The sequence below is a fragment of the Brevundimonas faecalis genome (genome assembly GCF_040549405.1).
Classification (GTDB): domain Bacteria; phylum Pseudomonadota; class Alphaproteobacteria; order Caulobacterales; family Caulobacteraceae; genus Brevundimonas; species Brevundimonas faecalis.
The window spans coordinates 564,454-581,785 of record NZ_JBEPTF010000002.1 but is presented as its reverse complement, the minus strand read 5'-3'; the positions used below and the strand labels follow the sequence as shown (position 1 = coordinate 581,785).

16 protein-coding genes are annotated in these 17,332 nt (G+C 68.6%); 6 read left to right on the top strand and 10 right to left on the bottom strand.

What is annotated here, in order from left to right; translation table 11 throughout:
• Positions 1–23: 23 nt before the first annotated feature.
• The 4 genes from gshB to rsmI form a co-directional block, all read right to left on the bottom strand.
• Positions 24–977 (bottom strand): glutathione synthase, encoded by a 954-nt coding sequence (gene gshB / locus ABIE19_RS10835; RefSeq protein WP_354089195.1) that lies wholly within the window; start codon positions 975–977, stop codon positions 24–26.
• A 102-nt stretch (positions 978–1,079) separates the two neighbouring features.
• Complete coding sequence (locus tag ABIE19_RS10830; protein WP_354089194.1) at positions 1,080–1,892, bottom strand: SirB1 family protein; 813 nt, start codon at positions 1,890–1,892, stop codon at positions 1,080–1,082.
• Between the two features lie 3 nt (positions 1,893–1,895).
• Complete coding sequence (locus ABIE19_RS10825; RefSeq protein WP_435521146.1) at positions 1,896–2,321, bottom strand: YraN family protein; 426 nt, start codon at positions 2,319–2,321, stop codon at positions 1,896–1,898.
• Positions 2,318–3,193: a 16S rRNA (cytidine(1402)-2'-O)-methyltransferase gene (gene rsmI, locus ABIE19_RS10820; RefSeq protein WP_354089193.1), complete on the bottom strand. Its 876-nt coding sequence runs from the start codon at positions 3,191–3,193 to the stop codon at positions 2,318–2,320. Before rsmI ends, ABIE19_RS10825 begins: the two co-directional genes overlap by 4 nt.
• Before the next feature lie 116 nt (positions 3,194–3,309).
• Here rsmI and ABIE19_RS10815 point away from each other — a divergent pair, with 116 nt between their 5' ends.
• Positions 3,310–3,999: an alpha/beta hydrolase gene (locus tag ABIE19_RS10815; RefSeq protein WP_354089192.1), complete on the top strand. Its 690-nt coding sequence runs from the start codon at positions 3,310–3,312 to the stop codon at positions 3,997–3,999.
• Between the two features lie 6 nt (positions 4,000–4,005).
• Here ABIE19_RS10815 and hemW read toward each other — a convergent pair whose 3' ends face one another.
• Entirely contained in the window at positions 4,006–5,160 is a 1,155-nt protein-coding gene (hemW, locus tag ABIE19_RS10810) for a radical SAM family heme chaperone HemW (RefSeq protein ID WP_354089191.1), read from the bottom strand.
• Complete coding sequence (rdgB, locus tag ABIE19_RS10805) at positions 5,153–5,755, bottom strand: RdgB/HAM1 family non-canonical purine NTP pyrophosphatase (protein WP_354089190.1); 603 nt, start codon at positions 5,753–5,755, stop codon at positions 5,153–5,155. The genes hemW and rdgB overlap by 8 nt, the downstream gene beginning before the upstream one ends.
• A 453-nt stretch (positions 5,756–6,208) precedes the next feature.
• Between rdgB and ABIE19_RS10800 the strand changes: the two genes are divergently transcribed.
• Genes ABIE19_RS10800 through ABIE19_RS10790 form a run of 3 tightly spaced genes read left to right on the top strand, consistent with a single transcriptional unit; the run spans position 6,209 to position 7,669 of the window.
• Positions 6,209–6,814 carry a DUF2975 domain-containing protein gene (locus ABIE19_RS10800; protein WP_354089189.1) on the top strand — a complete coding sequence of 202 codons (606 nt, stop codon included), beginning with the start codon at positions 6,209–6,211 and terminating at the stop codon, positions 6,812–6,814.
• A 23-nt stretch (positions 6,815–6,837) separates the two neighbouring features.
• Positions 6,838–7,071: a helix-turn-helix domain-containing protein gene (locus ABIE19_RS10795; protein WP_354089187.1), complete on the top strand. Its 234-nt coding sequence runs from the start codon at positions 6,838–6,840 to the stop codon at positions 7,069–7,071.
• A 1-nt stretch (position 7,072) separates the two neighbouring features.
• Positions 7,073–7,669, top strand: coding sequence for a Smr/MutS family protein (locus ABIE19_RS10790; protein ID WP_354089186.1), 597 nt, complete (start codon positions 7,073–7,075; stop codon positions 7,667–7,669).
• A 6-nt stretch (positions 7,670–7,675) separates the two neighbouring features.
• Here the strand turns inward: ABIE19_RS10790 and ccmB are convergent, their stop codons facing one another.
• Both ccmB and ccmA read right to left on the bottom strand, forming a co-directional pair.
• Positions 7,676–8,341 (bottom strand): heme exporter protein CcmB, encoded by a 666-nt coding sequence (gene ccmB, locus ABIE19_RS10785; RefSeq protein WP_354089185.1) that lies wholly within the window; start codon positions 8,339–8,341, stop codon positions 7,676–7,678.
• Entirely contained in the window at positions 8,338–8,961 is a 624-nt protein-coding gene (gene ccmA / locus ABIE19_RS10780) for a heme ABC exporter ATP-binding protein CcmA (protein WP_354089243.1), read from the bottom strand. Before ccmA ends, ccmB begins: the two co-directional genes overlap by 4 nt.
• A gap of 198 nt (positions 8,962–9,159) precedes the next feature.
• Here ccmA and acnA point away from each other — a divergent pair, with 198 nt between their 5' ends.
• Both acnA and ABIE19_RS10770 read left to right on the top strand, forming a co-directional pair.
• The gene (gene acnA / locus ABIE19_RS10775; RefSeq protein WP_354089184.1) at positions 9,160–11,886 is read left to right on the top strand and encodes an aconitate hydratase AcnA; all 2,727 of its coding nucleotides are present in this window, start codon (positions 9,160–9,162) and stop codon (positions 11,884–11,886) included.
• Positions 11,887–12,004: 118 nt separating this feature from the next.
• A complete protein-coding gene (locus ABIE19_RS10770; RefSeq protein ID WP_354089183.1) occupies positions 12,005–13,618 on the top strand; it encodes an NAD(P)/FAD-dependent oxidoreductase in 1,614 nt (537 codons plus the stop codon).
• 69 nt (positions 13,619–13,687) lie between these two features.
• Here ABIE19_RS10770 and acnB read toward each other — a convergent pair whose 3' ends face one another.
• Positions 13,688–16,270: a bifunctional aconitate hydratase 2/2-methylisocitrate dehydratase gene (gene acnB / locus ABIE19_RS10765; RefSeq protein ID WP_354089182.1), complete on the bottom strand. Its 2,583-nt coding sequence runs from the start codon at positions 16,268–16,270 to the stop codon at positions 13,688–13,690.
• A 138-nt stretch (positions 16,271–16,408) separates the two neighbouring features.
• Positions 16,409–17,296 carry a hydrogen peroxide-inducible genes activator gene (locus ABIE19_RS10760; protein WP_354089181.1) on the bottom strand — a complete coding sequence of 296 codons (888 nt, stop codon included), beginning with the start codon at positions 17,294–17,296 and terminating at the stop codon, positions 16,409–16,411.
• Positions 17,297–17,332 lie beyond the last annotated feature (36 nt).

The window sequence follows — 17,332 nt, the reverse complement described above, 5'->3', positions numbered from 1 at the left end:
AGACCAACGTTACATCAAGATCATCAGAGCGCGGCCGCGACCCTCTTCGCCTCGATCACCTCCCACATGCGTTCGGTCGCGTCGATGCCGGCGAACTTGAGCAACTGCTGAGCGCCAGTGGGGGAGGTGACGTTGATCTCGGTCAGGTAGTCGCCGATCACGTCGATGCCGACGAAGATCAGGCCGCGTTCCTTCAGGAAGGGGCCGATGGCGGCGCAGATTTCGAGGTCGCGCGGCGTCAGCTCCACCGGCGCCGCCGTGCCGCCGACGCGCAGGTTGGAGCGCACCTGGTCTTTGGCCGGGATGCGGTTGATGGCGCCGACCGGCTCGCCGTCGACCAGGATGATGCGCTTGTCGCCCGCCGAGACCGCCGGAATGAATTTCTGGATCACCAGCGGATCACGCGAGGCGGCGGCGTGGATCTCGATCAGGGCCTCGAGATTGGGGTCGTCCGCCTTCAGCCGCACCACGCCCGAACCGGCCGCGCCGTGCAGGGGCTTGAGCACCACGTCGCCGTGGCGGCGATGGAAGTCGACCAGGGCCTGGGGATCGGACGTCACCATGGTCGGGGGCTGCAGGCCGGGGAAGAGGGTGGCGATCAGCTTCTCGGGCGCCGAGCGCACCTCGGCCGGATTGTTGACCACGAGGGTCTTCGGATGCACCCGTTCCAGCAGATAGGTGGCGGTGACATAGGCCATGTCGAAGGGCGGGTCCTGACGCATCAGGACGACGTCCACGTCCTGGGCCAGGTCCAGGCGTTCCTCGGGGCCGAAGTCGGCGTGGTTTCCCTGCTCGCGGCGGACGCTGACGGGACGGGCGCGGCAGAACAGGCGGCCGTCCTCCAGGGCCAGGGTGCGGAAGTCGTAGACCCACAGGCTGTGTCCGCGCGCCTGCCCGGTCAGGGCCATCAGGAAGGTGGTGTCCGACTCGACGTTGACCGCCTCGATCGGATCCATCTGGATGGCGACCTTGAGCATGGGCTGATGTCCTTAAATTCGTGGGCGCAGAGGCTGACGTCGCCTGAACGCCGGAAGCGGGTTGCGACCTACTTGAGGGCGGCTGCGGCGCGCCGCAAGCCTTCAGTTCAACCGCATGCGGACGCGGTCCATGCCGACGCGGCAGGATTCGGCGGGCTCTCCCAGGTTGCGGGCCCGCGCCAGAGCCTCCAGCGCGCCGGTCAGGGCGCCCTGCTTCTCGCGCGCGGAGGCCACATCCAGCCAAGGCCGATGGTCTTCGGGGTCCAGCAGGGCGCGACGCAGGGCCGAACGCTCGGCCCCGTCGTAGTCCTCCATGGACAGGGCGCGGGTGAAGAGGATGTTCTGCAGCCGGATCAGGGCCTGGCGATCGCTGACCGGCGCCATCAGCAGGTCTAGCCGGTCCGCCACATGGGGCATGAGGCCCGCGCGCAGGGCGCGGCGCGTCAGCTCGCTGGGCAGGACGAGGCGTCCCTGGCTGAAGGGGTCCAGGGCCACCGGCCCCTCCGGCGTCTCGACCCGCAGCAGGACATGGCCGGGGAAGTCCACGGCCGCCGCCGACAGACCCGCCCGCCGCGCCGCGTCCAGGTAGAAGATGACCAGGACCGCCGACAGGCCGCGCCGACGCTCGGCCACGTCGATCAGGTCCGTATTGCCCGGATGGTCGTAGTTGAGCAGGTCGCCGTTCAATCGGAAGTCGGCGGCCATGGTCTCCGTGAGGGCCTCGTCGGGGCTTTCGTTCGCCGCCCGCTCCTTCAGGCGGCGCGCGGCCCGGTCGGCCAGGATGCGGGCGGGCTCGGGATCGCGGAACGGATAGTCGTGAATGGCGCAGGCGATGGCGCATTCCAGCAGGGGAAAGCCGTCCTCCCCGGCGGCGCCCGCCTGGGTCAAGATGCTTACGGCCTCGTCCCGGGTCACCGGTTATCCGCTCCTGTCGTCGATCTCCACGCCGCGAAGATGACGCGGAAATCGCCCGGGCGCCAGCGCGACCATATCGATCCTCAGTTTCAGCCCCTGAAGCGAGGGGCGGCTGCGCGCCAGGGACCGCCCAGCCGCCAGGAGCCGGTCATGTTGAGCCGGCGTCAGGGCCGACAGCGCGGCCTCCAACGTCCGCCGTCGCTTGACCTCCACCACCGCCAGGACGGGACCGCGCCGCGCCAGGACGTCGATCTCCCCGCCCTTCCCCTTCAGGCGAAAGGCCAGGACCTGATAGCCCTTGAGCATCAGCCACAGGGCGGCGAGCCATTCGGCGTCGTGGCCCTCCCGCCATGACCGCCCGCCCAGGACCTGACGCCAGCCCGCCTTGGGTTTCGGCGACGAGGCGGGCGGACGCAGGCGCGGCGTCACCGTCCCTGCATCTCCAGCGCCCGCTTGTAGAGGACCTTGCGCGGCAGGTTCAGCGCCCTGGACACCTCCGAAGCGGCCTCGCCCGGCGGCAGGCGGGTCAGGGCCTCGGCTAGGGCCGCGTCGGCGTCGGCGGCGCTGGCGACCTCGGCCTCGCCGGGACCGATGACCACGACGATCTCGCCCTTGGGCGCGTCGCAGCGCGGGTCGGCGGCCAGTTCGGAAAGCGTGCCGCGCACGGCCTCCTCATAGAGCTTGGTCAGTTCACGGGTGACGGCGGCGGGGCGGTCGCCCAGCACCTCGGCCATGTCGGTCAGGCTGTCCTTCAGGCGAGGGCCGCTTTCGAAGAAGACCAGGGTCTGACGCCCGGTGCGAAGCTCCTCCAGCATGGTCTTTCGCGCTCCCGACTTCGGCGGCAGGAAGCCCGCGAACAAGACACGGTCGGCAGGCTGGCCCGCCAGGCAGAGGGCGGCCAGCAGACTGGAAGCGCCGGGGATGGGATGGACCGGCAAGCCTTCGGCGATGGCGGCGCGGGCCACCACATAGCCGGGGTCCGACACCAGGGGCGTGCCGGCGTCGGAGACCAGGGCCACAACCTCCCCCGCCTGCAACCGTTCGACGGCGATCTCGGCCGCCCGCGCCGAGGCGTGGTCGTCGCAGCGTTCCAGCTTGGCGCGCAGGCCATAGGCAGTCAGCAGCTTGGCCGTCACCCGCGTGTCCTCGGCCAGGACCAGGTCGGCGGCGGCCAGGACGTCGAGCGCCCTCAGCGTCATGTCGCGCAGATTGCCGATGGGCGTCGCCACCAGATAGAGGCCGGGCGCGACGGAACGCGCGGGCGGGGCGGTCGGCGGAAAGAGCGAGGCGTCGGAAGACATGTCTCCATCCTAGAGAGCGTCACGGTGTCGTGAAAGCGGTCAGGACTGCGGAACGCGAGTTCGTTCGCCGCGCTCCTCTGGCGCGGCGCGTCCGCCGCTCGAACCGGAACCTCGCCATGTCCAAATCGACCGCCATCGTCCTCGTTCACGGCTTCTGGGGCGGCGCCGCCCATTGGGCCAAGGTCATCACCGAACTGGCGCGACGCGGCTACACCTCGCTGCACGCCGTCGAGATGCCGCTGACGTCGCTGGCCGACGACGCCGAACGCGTCCGCAAGATGGTGCGCCAACAGACGGGCCCCGTCATCCTGGTCGGCCATTCCTACGGCGGGGCGGTGCTGTCGGAGGCCGGCGACCTGCCGAACGTGGCGGGCCTGGTCTACGTCGCCGCCTTCGCTCCGGACGCCGGCGAAAGCCCCGGCGGCATAACCCAGCAGGACCCGCCGGTCGCCGCCCCCAATCTGGCGCCCGACAGCGACGGCTATCTGTGGATCAAGGCCGACAAGTTCCATGAGAGCTTCTGCCAGGATCTGGACGCCGAGGAGGCCCTTGTCATGGCGGTGACGCAGAAGGCGCCCCTAGCTGGAACCTTCGGAGACGCCGTGGCGGCCCCGGCGTGGCGCAGCAAGCCCTCCTGGTATCAGATCTCCAGCCAGGACCGGATGATCGCCCCGACCAATCAGCAGCGCATGTCCGCCCGCATGAACGCCCGCAAGGTCGTGACCCTCGACGCCGGCCACGCCTCCCTGGCCTCGCGTCCCAGTGAGATCGCCGACCTGATCGAAGAGGCCGCAGCGACCGTCTGACGGTCTTCAGGTCAGGAGGGCGCGCAGCACGGCGTCCAGCACCGGACGCCCGGACGCCGTGGCGGCGACGCGCCCGTCCCTGAGCGCGACGAAGCCGTCCGCGATCAGTTCGGCCAGGGGACCGCCGTCCTCCGACAGGTCCAGGGACCGCAGCAGGGCCAGGGGAACGCCCTCGATCGTGCGCAGGCCCAGAAGCACCCGCTCCTCGGCGGCGTCGCGTACGTCCAGCCGTTCCTGCTCGGCCCAGGGCGAACTCTCAGCGACGCCCGCGACATAGTCGGCGATGCGGCGATGAGCGACGGTCGCCGTGCGCGCGCCCTCCAGGGTCAGCCGCCCATGGGCGCCGGGGCCGAGACCCAGGTAGTCGCCGCCGCGCCAGACGTGCAGGTTGTGGCTGGACCGCGCCGCCTCGTCCCGGGCGTGGTTGGAGACCTCATAGGCCTCGAACCCGGCGGCCTCGAGCACCGCCTGCGTGGCCTCATAAAGTTCGGCGGCCAGGTCTTCGTCCGGCGGGACCAGGGTTCCGCGCGCGAAGGCCCGACCGAAGGCGGTCGTCGGCTCTATGGTCAGTTGATAGGGCGAGACATGCTCGAACCCCAGGTCGAGCGCCGTCGTCAGCTCCGCCGTCCAGTCGGCCACCGACTGGCCGGGGCGAGCGTAGATCAGGTCGATGGACAGGCGCGGGAAGATCCCCGCCGCCGTCTGCGCCGCCCGCCGCGCCTCCGCCGCCGAATGGTCGCGACCCAGGAACTTCAGCGCGGCGTCGTCGAAGGACTGGACCCCCATGGACAGGCGGTTGATCCCGGCGGCGGCCAGGGCGGCGTAGCGGCCCGCCTCGGCGTCGGTCGGATTGGCTTCCAGGCTGATCTCGATGTCGCCCGCCGGGGGAAACAGGGCCCTCGCCCGTTCGATCACCGCCGCCACGGCCTCCGGCGGCATCAGGGACGGGGTGCCGCCGCCGAAGAAGATCGAGGCCAGGCGGCGCGGACCGATCAGCCGGCTCTGCGCCTCCATGTCCGCCAGGACGGCCTGGACCAGCCCCGCCTGTTCCTCGACCCGCCCCCGGTCGCGCACGACGTTGAAGTCGCAATAAGGGCAGATGCGGGCGCAGTAGGGCCAGTGGATATAAAGGGCGAGAGAAGGAGGGGAAGCCTCAGTCAATCAGCGCCGCCTTGAGCCGGGCGAAGGCCCGGGCGCGGTGGCTGACGGCGTCTTTTTCGGCCGCGTCCATCTCGGCGAAGGTCTTGTCGGAGCCCTCGGGAACGAAGATCGGGTCATAGCCGTGCCCCTGGTCGCCGCGCGGCGGGAAGACCAGCTCGCCGTCGATCCGCCCTTCGACCACCACACAGGGCCCGTCGGGCCAGGCCACGGCAAGTGCGGAGGTGAACCAGGCCCGGCGGTCGGTCGAGCCGACCTCGTCCAGGCGGTCCTCGATCTTCTTCATAGCCGCGCCGAAATCCTTGCCCGGCCCGGCCCAACGGGCGGAGTAGATGCCCGGCGCCCCGTCCAGGGCCGCGACCGAGAGGCCGGAATCATCGGCCAGGGCGACCTCGCCCGAGACCTCGGCCGCATGGCGCGCCTTCAGCATGGCGTTGCCGACGAAGGTGCTCTCCGTCTCCTCCGGTTCGGGCAGGTTCAGTTCCCCGGCGGTGACGATCCTGTAATGTCCGTCCAGCAGGGCTTCGATCTCGCGCGCCTTGCCCGGATTGTGGGTCGCGGCCACCAGCCGCATCCCCTTGATCAGCTTGAGATTCATTCGGCGATCCTAGCCCTCTCCGGCCCATTGCGAAAGTTTAATATCGTTAAACGATATGTAACGTGATTTCCAGCGCGGCGAGGTTCATCTTCAATCTCAAGAACGGAGGCCGCAACGTTCAGACGAAGCGAAGCAGACGCAACGTCCTTCCAGCGGTTAAACGAAACGCACGAAAATCGTGCAACAACGGAGAGATAAGATGCAAGCGATGAAAACCTCGATCTGGCTGGACCGCGTCGGCCATGGCTTCGTCAACGCCGTCCTGCTGGCCTCGCTGCCGGCCGCCGCCTTCGCCATCCTGATCCAGAGCCTGTGATCCCGCCCTTCTATCCGGCGAACATCCTGGAAGGCTTTGACGATCCGCATGAACCCCGCGAAGAATGACGCCGCGTACGGGACCGCCGGACCCGACGCGGCGATCGCGCCCGCCCACCCGGCCTGAGACCTGACGTCATGGGCCTGCCCGACATGGCTTCCTTCGGAAACCGCGCCTCGCGCCTGACCGGCGGGACTCTGCATAAGGCCTATCTGCGGACCCTGGGTCCCGGTTCGGTGTCCAGCCTGCTGAAGATCGCCCTGGACGTCGCCTACGTCCTGCTGGCCCTGATCACCGGCGTGCTGCTGCTGCTCTGGGTCGCCTCGATCTTCATTCCCCTCGACAATATCAACGTCACCGTCTCCGATGGAAGCGACGGGCGTCAGATGCCCCTGACCCGCCCCCTTCTGCTGTTCGGCGTCGGCGCCGTGACCGCCTATTTCGGCGGCTTCCTGGTCATCCTGCGCGGCCTGCGCAAGATCTTCCGCACCCTGACCCTGGGCGATCCGTTTCAGCCCGACAATGTCCGCCGCCTGCGCCAGATCGGCCTGATCCTGGCTATCGTGACCGGCGGCGTCTGGGCCGCCCAGGCCGCCGTCTCGCGCCTGGCGCCCGGCGTCATGGAGCCCCAGGGCGTCAGCGACCTGCTCACCCCCGTATTCTCCATCCTCGTCGTCTTCGTCCTGGCGGAGGTGTTCCGCGAAGGCGCGCGCCTGCGCCGCGAATCCGAACTGACGATCTGACCTCAAGACGCTAAGCTCACCCCATGGCCATCCGCGTACAGCTTGACCGCATCCTCGCCGAACGACGCATGTCGCTGACGGAACTCGCCGACCGCGTGGGCGTGACCGTGGCCAATCTGTCGATCCTCAAGACCGGCAAGGCGCGCGCCGTACGCTTCTCGACCTTGGACGCCCTGTGCCGCGAACTGGACTGCCAACCCGGCGACCTTCTGGCGCACGAGCCGGGACCCGGCGACGCCTTCGACGCCGAGGACTGAGGTGGCGAGAAAGGGCCCGCCCGCCTCTTCCGACGACGACAAGCGCATCTGGGCCCGCGTGACCGGGACAGTGACCCCGCCCGCACGCCGCAAGGCCGCCCGCGTCACGCCCGGCGCCGTCCTGCCCAATCCTGAAAGCCCCGCGCCCGTCACAGCCAAGCCCGCGCGCGGCGTGGCCGGCAAGAAGCGCGACGCCCCCGACCAGACGCCGCGTTTCGAGGCCCTGGGGATCACCGCGCCCGCCAAGCCGACGCTCGCTCGCGCCCGCCCGACACCTGAGGAACTGGAGCCTCGCCGCCAGCGCCGTCTGTCGCGCGAACGCGATCCGATCGAGGCGCGCATCGACCTGCACGGCTTCGGCCGCTTCGAGGCCGAGGACCAACTTCACGGCTTCCTGGTCGGCTGCCAGATGCGCGGCCTGCGTTCGGTTTTGGTCATCACCGGCCAGGGGCGGAGAGGCGGAGGGATCATCCGGGCCTCGGTTCACGACTGGCTGACCGGACCGCATCTGCGGGGCGTGGTGTCCGGTTTCGCCTCGGCGCACCGCCGCCACGGCGGCGAGGGCGCCCTCTACGTCACACTGAAACCCCGCGCCTGAGCCTGACTAGCCCTGGGCGTTGCGGATCGCCGCCGCTCCGGCGACCGGCGCGATGACCATGGCGAACAGGACATAGGCGCCCAGCAGGGCCAGGGCCGACAGCGGGTCCTGACCATTGGCCGCACGCGTCAGGGCGCCCGCCCCGAACACCACCGGCGGGATGAAGAGCGGCAGCACCACCACGGCGATCAACAGGCCGCCGCGCCGAGCCCCCAGGGCCAGGGTCGCGCCCAGGGCGCCGGTGAAGGCGAAGCCCAGCCCGCCCAGAGCGGCCGCCGCCACGGTCAGACCAGTCAGGGCCGGAGGCTGACCCAGGGCCAGGGCCGCCGCTGGGGCGGCCAGGGACAGGGGCAGGCCAGTCGCCAGCCATTGCGCCAGGGCCTTGATCGCCACGATCGCCTCCAAGGGCAGGGGTCCCATGGCCAGCAGGTCCAGGGAACCGTCTTCCAGATCGCGCTCGAACAGGCGCTCCAACGACAGAAGGGAGGCCAGGGCCAGGGCCATCCATCCGGCGCCCGAAGCGGCCGGCGCCAGGATGCGCGGATCGCCGCCCGCCGCCAGGGGGAGGATAGCCGTCAGGCACAGCATGAAGCCGCAGGCCAACAGGGGACCGCCTCCGCCGCCCCAGGCCAGGGACAGTTCTCGTCCGAATAGGATGCGCGCCGCCCTCACGCCCAATCCCCCAGGTCGAACTCGCGCGCCGCGACGGGCAGGGGATCATGCACCGCCGCCAGGATCATTCCGCCTGTCGCCAGATGATCGGCCATCAAGTCCGCAGCGACCCCGCGCCAGCGTTCGTCCAGGGGCGCCAAGGGTTCGTCCAGCAGCCAAATAGGCCGAGGCGCCGCGACCAGACGCGCCAGCGACAGGCGCCGCTTCTGGCCCGCCGACAGCTTGCGCGTCTCCAGATCCAGCAAGGGCGACAGGGCCAGCCGTTCGATAGCCTCGACACGTCGCTTCCGACCTTCGCCCAGCCACCCGGTCTGGAAGTCGAACTCCTGGCCCGCCGTGCGCACCGGTTTCAGCCCCTCCAGATGACCCAGAAGGTGGGCGCCTTCGCGACGGGCGGTCTCCGTTTCCACCGCGACGCCGTCGACGCCATGGAAGAGAATCCGTCCCGCATCCGGACGGATAAAGCCCGCCACGGCGCGCAACAGGCTGGTCTTTCCCGCCCCGTTGGCGCCGGTCAGGGCGACGGCCTGCCCCGTCTTGATCGACAGGGACAGGTCACGGAACAGGACGCGCTCGCCGCGCGACAGGGCCACCCCCTGGATGTCGAGCGCCGTCAGCATGAGCCCGCCCTGTTGCGAACCTCTCTCAATGTCCATGACGGCGTTGTGGATACATGGACGGCTCCCCCGTGCAAGACTATATGCGCAGACGCCGCAGCAGGCTTTCGCCGCGCGCGCCTGGGACCTGTGCGCCCCGGCGTCCAGCGCGCGAAGGCGCAACCGAATTGTCGGGCGGCGTCAGTCAGAGGACCTATCTCCATGCCGTCGATCGACAGCCTCAAGACCCGTCAGGACCTTTCGGTCGGGCGTAAGAAATACGCCTATTACAGCCTTCCCGTCGCCGAGGAAGCCGGTCTGGCCGGGATTTCCCGTCTGCCACGCTCGATGAAGGTCCTGCTGGAGAACCTGCTGCGCAACGAAGACGGGGTTTCCGTCACCGAAGCCGACCTGAAGGCCGTCGCCGCCTGGATCGAGAACAAGGGCGCCGTCGAGCACGAGATCGCCTTCCGCCCGGCCCGCGTCCTGATGCAGGACTTCACCGGCGTTCCGGCCGTCGTCGACCTGGCCGCCATGCGCGACGCCATGGACAAGCTAGGCGCCGACGCCAAGAAGATCAATCCGCTGGTCCCCGTCGACCTGGTCATCGACCACTCGGTCATGGTCGACCACTTCGGCGACGCCAAGGCCTTCGGCCAGAACGTCGAGCGTGAATATGAGCGCAACATCGAGCGCTACAACTTCCTGCGTTGGGGCTCCTCGGCCTTCAACAACTTCCGCGTCGTGCCGCCCGGCACCGGCATCTGCCACCAGGTCAACCTGGAGAACCTGGCCCAGACCGTCTGGACCCTGGACGAAGGCAAGAAGACCGTCGCCTATCCCGACACCGTCGTCGGCACCGACAGCCACACCACCATGATCAACGGCCTGGCCGTCCTGGGCTGGGGCGTCGGCGGCATCGAGGCCGAGGCCGCCATGCTGGGCCAGCCGATCCCGATGCTGATCCCGGAAGTCGTCGGCTTCAAGCTGACCGGCAAGCTGCCGGAAGGCGCGACGGCCACCGACCTGGTGCTGACCGTCACCCAGATGCTGCGCAAGAAGGGCGTGGTCGGCAAGTTCGTGGAATTCTTCGGCGACGCCATCGCCGGGATGACCATCGAGGACCAGGCCACCATCGCCAACATGGCCCCGGAATACGGCGCCACCTGCGGCTTCTTCCCGGTGTCGCGCGCGACCATCGACTATCTGACGGCCACCGGCCGCGACAAGGCGCGCGTCGCCCTGGTCGAAGCCTACGCCAAGGCGCAGGGCCTGTGGATCGACGAGACCTCGGAAGACCCGGTCTTCACCGACGTTCTGGAACTGGACATCTCGACGGTCGTGCCGTCGCTGGCCGGTCCCAAGCGGCCGCAGGACCGCGTTGAACTGAACGTCGCCGCCCCGTCCTTCGAAACCGCCCTGACCGAAGTCTTCGGCCGCCCGTCGGACGCCGAGCGCGCCGCCGTCGAAGGCGAGAAGTTCACCGTGGGCGACGGCGACGTGGTCATCGCCGCCATCACCTCCTGCACCAACACCTCCAACCCGTCGGTCCTGATCGCCGCCGGCCTGGTGGCGCGCAAGGCTCACGCCCTGGGTCTGAAGGTCAAGCCCTGGGTCAAGACCTCGCTGGCCCCCGGCTCGCAGGTCGTCACCGACTATCTGACCGACGCCGGCCTCCAGAAGGATCTGGACGCCATGGGCTTCAACCTGGTCGGCTACGGCTGCACCACCTGCATCGGCAACTCGGGCCCGCTGGACCCGGCCATATCGAAGGCGATCAACGACAACGGCCTGGTCGCGACCTCGGTCCTGTCGGGCAACCGCAACTTCGAAGGCCGCGTAAACCCCGACGTCCAGGCCAACTACCTGGCCTCGCCGCCGCTGGTCGTGGCCTACGCCATCGCCGGTTCGATGCGCATCGACATCACCAAGGACCCGATCGGTCAGGACAAGAAGGGCAAGGACGTCTTCCTGAAGGACGTGTGGCCGACCTCGCAGGAGATCGCCGACATCCAGAAGAAGTCGGTCACCCCGGCCATGTTCGCCAAGCGCTACAAGGACGTCTTCAAGGGCGACAAGCACTGGCAGGCCATCAAGGTCACCGGCGGCCAGACCTATGAGTGGGAGGACACGTCCACCTACGTCCAGAACCCGCCCTACTTCGAAGGCCTGTCGATGGAGCCGGCCCCGGTCAGCGACATCGTGGAAGCCCGCATCCTGGGCATCTTCGGCGACAGCATCACCACCGACCACATCAGCCCGGCCGGTTCGATCAAGAAGGCCTCGCCTGCCGGGGTCTATCTGACCAACCACGGCGTCGACGCCCTGGACTTCAACAGCTACGGCGCCCGCCGCGGCAACCACGAAGTCATGATGCGCGGCACCTTCGCCAACATCCGCATCCGCAACAAGATCACCCCGGACATCGAGGGCGGCGTCACCAAGCACTTCCCGTCGGGCGACGTCATGTCGATCTATGACGCGGCCATGCGCTACCAGTCGGAAGGCCGCCCCCTGGTCGTCTTCGCCGGCAAGGAATACGGCACCGGCTCGTCGCGCGACTGGGCGGCCAAGGGCACGCGCCTGCTGGGCGTCCGGGCCGTCATCGCCGAAAGCTACGAGCGCATCCACCGCTCGAACCTGGTCGGCATGGGCGTGGTGCCGCTGCAGTTCAAGCAGGACGGCTGGCAGAAGCTGGGCCTGACCGGTGAAGAGATCGTCACCATCCGCGGCCTGACCGACGCCAACATCGGCAAGCTGAAGCCGCGTCAGGACCTGTGGGTCGAGATGTTCCGCCCCTCGGACGGCAAGATGGCCCGCTTCCCGGTCCGCTGCCGCATCGATAACCAGACCGAGCTGGACTACCTGCTGGCCGGCGGCGTCATGCCCTACGTCCTGCGCAACCTGGCCGGCGGCCCGCAAGCCGAAACGCCCGCCGCCGCCGAATAGGGCGAGGCTTCAGGCAGAAACAGGAAAGGCCGGTGGATCGCTCCGCCGGCCTTTTTCTTCGGTCATCCGCCGCCTCTTGCCTCATGCGTTTGGCGTCACGAACGGCTACAAGACGCCGATGTTGCGCCTGTCAGAACTCAAGCTGCCTCTCGATCACCCGCAGGAGGCCTTGCCCGCCGCGATCGCTACCCGCCTGGGCGTGCCGCCGGGTGATGTCGTTTCCTGGTCGGTCTGGAAGCGGGCGCACGACGCGCGTCGGAAGTCTGCGATCCTGAAGGTCTATATTGTCGACGTCGAAGTCAGGGACGAGGCCGCGTTGCTGGCCCGTTTCAAGGACGACGTGCACGTTCAGCCCACGCCGGACATCGCCTATCGTCCAGTTGCGGTCGCGCCCAAGAACCAGCGCCTGAGGCCCGTCGTGATCGGAGCCGGGCCATGCGGCTTATTCACTGGGCTGATCCTGGCCGAAATGGGCTTCAAGCCCATTATCCTCGACCGCGGCAAGGTGGTGCGGGAACGCACCAAGGATACCTGGGAGTTGTGGCGCAAGAGCAAACTGCACCCGGAATCCAACGTACAGTTCGGCGAGGGCGGGGCCGGCACCTTCTCCGACGGCAAGCTCTACAGCCAGATCAAGGACCCGCGCTTCCTCGCTCGCAAGGTGCTGACCGAATTCGTCGCGGCCGGCGCGCCGGAAGAGATTCTGACAGAGGCCCATCCGCACATCGGCACCTTCCGCCTCGTGACCATGGTCGAGGCCATGCGCGAGAAGATCGAGGCGCTGGGCGGCGAATACCGCTTCGAGCACCGGGTCACCGACATCGAACTGGAGAAGGGGTGCATACGAGGCGTGCGACTGCACACCGGCGAGGTTCTGGAGGCCGACCATGTGGTCTTCGCCATCGGCCATTCGTCGCGTGATACGTTCGAGACGCTGTACGATCGGGGCGTCCACATCGAGGCCAAACCGTTCTCGATCGGTTTCCGGATCGAACATCCGCAGTCGTGGATCGACCGGGCCCTGTTCGGGCCCTGTGCCGGACACCCCGATCTGGGGGCTGCCGCCTATTCGCTTTCGCACCACTGCTCGAACGGACGAACAGTCTACAGCTTCTGCATGTGCCCGGGCGGGACGGTGGTGGCGGCGACCAGCGAGCCGGGCCGCGTCGTGACCAACGGCATGAGCCAGTATTCGCGCAACGAGCGAAACGCCAACTCAGGCTTCGTGGTCGGCATCTCGCCTGAAGACTATCCGAGCGACCACCCGCTGGCGGGCATCGAACTGCAACGGGACCTGGAGACCCGCGCCTATACGGCGGGCGGCGGCGACTATTTCGCGCCGGGCCAGCTGGTCGGCGACTTCCTGGCCGGGCGCCCCTCGACCGAACTGGGCGAGGTGGTCCCCAGCTACAAACCCGGCGTCCGCCCCACCGATCTGGCGCCCCTGATGCCGGACTATGTGATCGCCGCCATGCGTGAGGCCCTGCCCGTCTTCGGCCGCAAGATCGCCCGTTATGACGACGCCCAAGCGGTTCTGACGGGGGTGGAGACGCGCAGTTCCTCGCCCATCCGCATGACGCGCGGCGCGGACTTCCAGAGCCTGAACGTGCGCGGTCTGTTCCCCGCCGGCGAAGGCGCGGGCTATGCGGGAGGCATCCTGTCGGCCGCCGTCGACGGCATCAAGGTCGCCGAGGCCGTCGCCCGATCGATGATCGGACAGACGACGCCGTAAACGCGCCACCCATGAAAACGGCCGATGGATCGCCCCACCGGCCGTTTGTCTTTCAGACTGTCGTCCGCTTTATTCAGCCGCGACGCGATCCGCGTATTCCGGGATCTGGTCGAAGTTCATGTAGCGGTAGACCTCGTCGCGGTCGGCGTCGATGACGCCCATCTCGGCCATGTATTCGGCCACGGTGGGGATGCGGCCCATCTTGGAGGCGACGGCGGCCAGCTCGGCCGAGGCCAGATAGACGTTCGAGCCCTTGCCCAGACGGTTGGGGAAGTTGCGGGTCGAGGTCGAGACCACGGTCGCGCCCTCCTTCACCTGGGCCTGGTTGCCCATGCACAGCGAGCAGCCCGGCATCTCCATGCGGGCGCCGGCGCCGCCGAGGGTCGAATAGTGGCCCTCCTTGGTCAGCTCGGATGCGTCCATCTTGGTCGGCGGGGCCACCCACAGACGGGTCGGGATGTCCTTCTTGCCCTTCAGCAGCAGGGAGGCGGCGCGGAAGTGGCCGATGTTGGTCATGCACGAGCCGATGAAGACTTCGTCGATCGGAGTCTCCTGCACCGCCGACAGTAGGCGCGCGTCGTCGGGGTCGTTTGGGGCGCACAGGATGGGCTCCTTCACGTCCGCCAGGTCGATCTCGATGACGTGGGCGTATTCGGCGTCGGCGTCGGCCTCCAGCAGGTTCGGCGCGGCCAGCCAGGCCTCCATGGCGTCGATGCGGCGCTGCAGGGTGCGGGCGTCGGCGTAGCCGTCGGCGATCATGTTCTTCATGAGCACGATGTTCGAGGTCATGTACTCGACGATGGGCTCCTTGTTCAGCTTGACGGTGCAGCCCGCCGCCGAACGCTCGGCCGAGGCGTCGGTCAGCTCGAAGGCCTGTTCCACCTTCAGGTCCGGCAGGCCCTCGATTTCAAGGATGCGGCCCGAGAAGGCGTTGACCTTGCCCGCCTTGGCCACCGTCAGCAGGCCCTGCTGGATGGCGTAGTAGGGGATGGCGTGAACCAGGTCGCGCAGGGTGATGCCCGGCTGCATCTCGCCCTTGAAGCGGACCAGGATCGACTCCGGCATATCCAACGGCATGACGCCGGTGGCGGCGCCGAAGGCCACCAGACCCGAACCGGCCGGGAAGGAGATGCCGATGGGGAAGCGGGTGTGGCTGTCGCCGCCAGTGCCGACAGTGTCGGGCAGCAGCAGACGGTTCAGCCAGGAGTGGATCACGCCGTCGCCCGGACGCAGGGCCACGCCGCCGCGGTTGGAGATGAACTGCGGCAGTTCGCGGTGCGTCTTGACGTCGACCGGCTTGGGATAGGCGGCGGTGTGGCAGAAGGACTGCATGACCATGTCGGCCGAGAAGCCGAGGCAGGCCAGGTCCTTGAGCTCGTCGCGGGTCATCGGGCCGGTCGTGTCCTGCGATCCGACCGTGGTCATGCGCGGTTCGCAATAGGTCCCCGGACGGATGCCCTGGCCTTCCGGCAGACCGCAGGCGCGGCCGACCATCTTCTGGGCCACGGTGAAGCCCTTGCCGCTGTCCTCGGGGGTCACAGGCAGGCGGAACTCGGTCGATGCGGCCAGACCCAGGGCCTCGCGCGCGCGGGCGGTCAGGGAGCGGCCGATGATGAGGTTGATGCGGCCGCCGGCCTGGACCTCGTCCAGCAGGACCTGCGACTTCAGCTCGAAGTCGGCGACCTTTTCGCCGTTCTTCTCGATCCGACCCTCATAGGGATAGATGTCGATGACGTCGCCCATGTTCAGGCTGGTCACGTCGACCTCGATCGGCAGGGCGCCGGAGTCTTCCTGGGTGTTGAAGAAGATGGGGGCGATCTTGCCGCCCAGGGTCACGCCGCCGAAGCGCTTGTTCGGCACGAAGGGGATGTCCTGACCGGTGGCCCAGATGACGCTGTTGGTCGCCGACTTGCGCGACGAACCGGTGCCGACCACGTCGCCGACATAGGCGACCAGATGGCCCTTGGCCTTCAGGTCTTCGATGAAGGACATCGGGCCGCGCACACCGTCCTGTTCCGGCGTAATGCCGTCACGGGCGTTCTTCAGCATGGCCAGGTAGTGCAGCGGAATGTCGGGGCGCGACCAGGCGTCGGGCGCCGGCGACAAGTCGTCGGTATTGGTCTCGCCCGTCACCTTGAAGACGGTGACGGTGATCTTGTCGGCGACCTTGTCGCGGCTGGTGAACCACTCGGCCTCGGCCCAGGACTTCAGCACGGCCTGAGCGTTGGCGTTTCCGCCCTTGGCCAGTTCGGCGACGTCGTGGAAGAAGTCGAACATCAGCAGGGTCTTCTTCAGACCCTCGGCGGCGACGGCGCCGACCACCGCGTCGTTGAGCAGGTCGATCAGCGGCTTGACGTTATAGCCGCCGACCATGGTGCCCAGCAGTTCGGTCGCACGCTCGCGCGACAGCGACGGCACGGCGAAGTCGCCGTGGGCCACGGCGGACAGGAAGGAGGCCTTGACCTTGGCCGCGTCGTCCACGCCCGGCGGCACGCGATGGGTCAGAAGGTCCAGCAGCTCCTGCTCGGCGACACCCGCCGGCGGCGTCTTGATCAGCTCGATCAGGTCGGCGGTCTGCTCGGCCGACAGCGGCAGCGGCGGAATGCCCAGGGCCGCGCGTTCGGCGACGTGAAGACGATAGGTTTCGAGCATGAGCGGCCTTCCTTGGTCCAGTCGCGGCATGACCGACCCGCCGGCCCGCCAAAACCGCGCGTGGCCTTTCCCACATAAGGCCTGGGGTCGCAAGCGAAGGGGGCCGGTTCGGCCTTCGACCTCCGTCTAAGCAGCGCCTCAATCCAGCTTGAGCGCCTCGGCCAGAAGCCGGGCTTCCGCCGCGCGGCTGGAACCGGCGCGCCAGGCGACGACGATCTCGCGGCGGGGAGCGTCGGCGGAGATGGGGCGGACCACGACGCCGGGATTGTCGGCCAGACCGGCCTGCACCGCCATCTGCGGCAGGAAGCTGACGCCGAGGCCCGAGGACACCATCTGGACCAGGGTGTGCAGGGAGGTGGCGGCGAAGACGTCCTCGCCGCGCGGGGCCTCGATATTGACGGCGGCCAGGGCCTGATCGCGCAGACAGTGGCCGTCTTCCAGCAGGATCAGGTCGTCGGCCTTGAGCATCCCCTCGGGGATGGGACCGGCGCCCGCCAGCGGATGGCCGACCGGAGCGGCGGCCAGGATCTCGTCGTCGCCGATGCGGGCGTGGTCGATGCCCGGCGCCTCATAGGGCAGGGCGATGACGGCAGCGTCGAGCTGGCCCGCCTTCAGCCCGGCGATCAGGCGCGGAGTCAGATCCTCGCGGATGAAGAGGCGCAGGGCCGGGTGACGGTCGCGCAGGCCGGGCAGGGCGCGCGGCAGCAGGAAGGGGGCGACGGTGGGGATGACGCCCAGACGGAACCGGCCCGACAGGGGCTTGCCCGCGTTGCGCGCCGCCTCGACCAGGTCCTCGGTGCGGGCCAGGACGTCTTCGGCGCGCTTGACCGCCTCGGCGCCGACGGCGGTCAGTTGCACCGCGCCGCGCGTGCGTTCCACCACCGGCGCGCCCAGGATCTTCTCCAGCTCCTGCACCCCGGCCGACAGGGCCGGCTGGCTGACGTGGGCCGCCTCGGCCGCGCGGCTGAAGGAGGCGTGCTCGGCCAGGAGCTTGAGATAGTGAAGCTGTCGCAGGGTGGGGAGCATCCGCCCCACATAGGCGCGCCCTATGGTGTTTTCAAA

Excerpts from the sequence above, each read along its gene's own strand:
- acnA (WP_354089184.1), top strand. The coding sequence starts at position 9,160 with ATGCCGTCGATCGACAGCCTCAAGACCCGTCAGGACCTTTCGGTCGGG.
- ABIE19_RS10815 (WP_354089192.1), top strand. The coding sequence starts at position 3,310 with ATGTCCAAATCGACCGCCATCGTCCTCGTTCACGGCTTCTGGGGCGGC.
- acnB (WP_354089182.1), bottom strand. The coding sequence starts at position 16,270 with ATGCTCGAAACCTATCGTCTTCACGTCGCCGAACGCGCGGCCCTGGGC.
- ABIE19_RS10800 (WP_354089189.1), top strand. The coding sequence starts at position 6,209 with ATGGGCCTGCCCGACATGGCTTCCTTCGGAAACCGCGCCTCGCGCCTG.
- gshB (WP_354089195.1), bottom strand. The coding sequence starts at position 977 with ATGCTCAAGGTCGCCATCCAGATGGATCCGATCGAGGCGGTCAACGTC.
- ABIE19_RS10760 (WP_354089181.1), bottom strand. The coding sequence starts at position 17,296 with ATGCTCCCCACCCTGCGACAGCTTCACTATCTCAAGCTCCTGGCCGAG.
- rsmI (WP_354089193.1), bottom strand. The coding sequence starts at position 3,193 with ATGTCTTCCGACGCCTCGCTCTTTCCGCCGACCGCCCCGCCCGCGCGT.
- rdgB (WP_354089190.1), bottom strand. The coding sequence starts at position 5,755 with ATGAATCTCAAGCTGATCAAGGGGATGCGGCTGGTGGCCGCGACCCAC.
- ABIE19_RS10770 (WP_354089183.1), top strand. The coding sequence starts at position 12,005 with ATGTTGCGCCTGTCAGAACTCAAGCTGCCTCTCGATCACCCGCAGGAG.
- ccmA (WP_354089243.1), bottom strand. The coding sequence starts at position 8,961 with ATGCTGACGGCGCTCGACATCCAGGGGGTGGCCCTGTCGCGCGGCGAG.
- ABIE19_RS10795 (WP_354089187.1), top strand. The coding sequence starts at position 6,838 with ATGGCCATCCGCGTACAGCTTGACCGCATCCTCGCCGAACGACGCATG.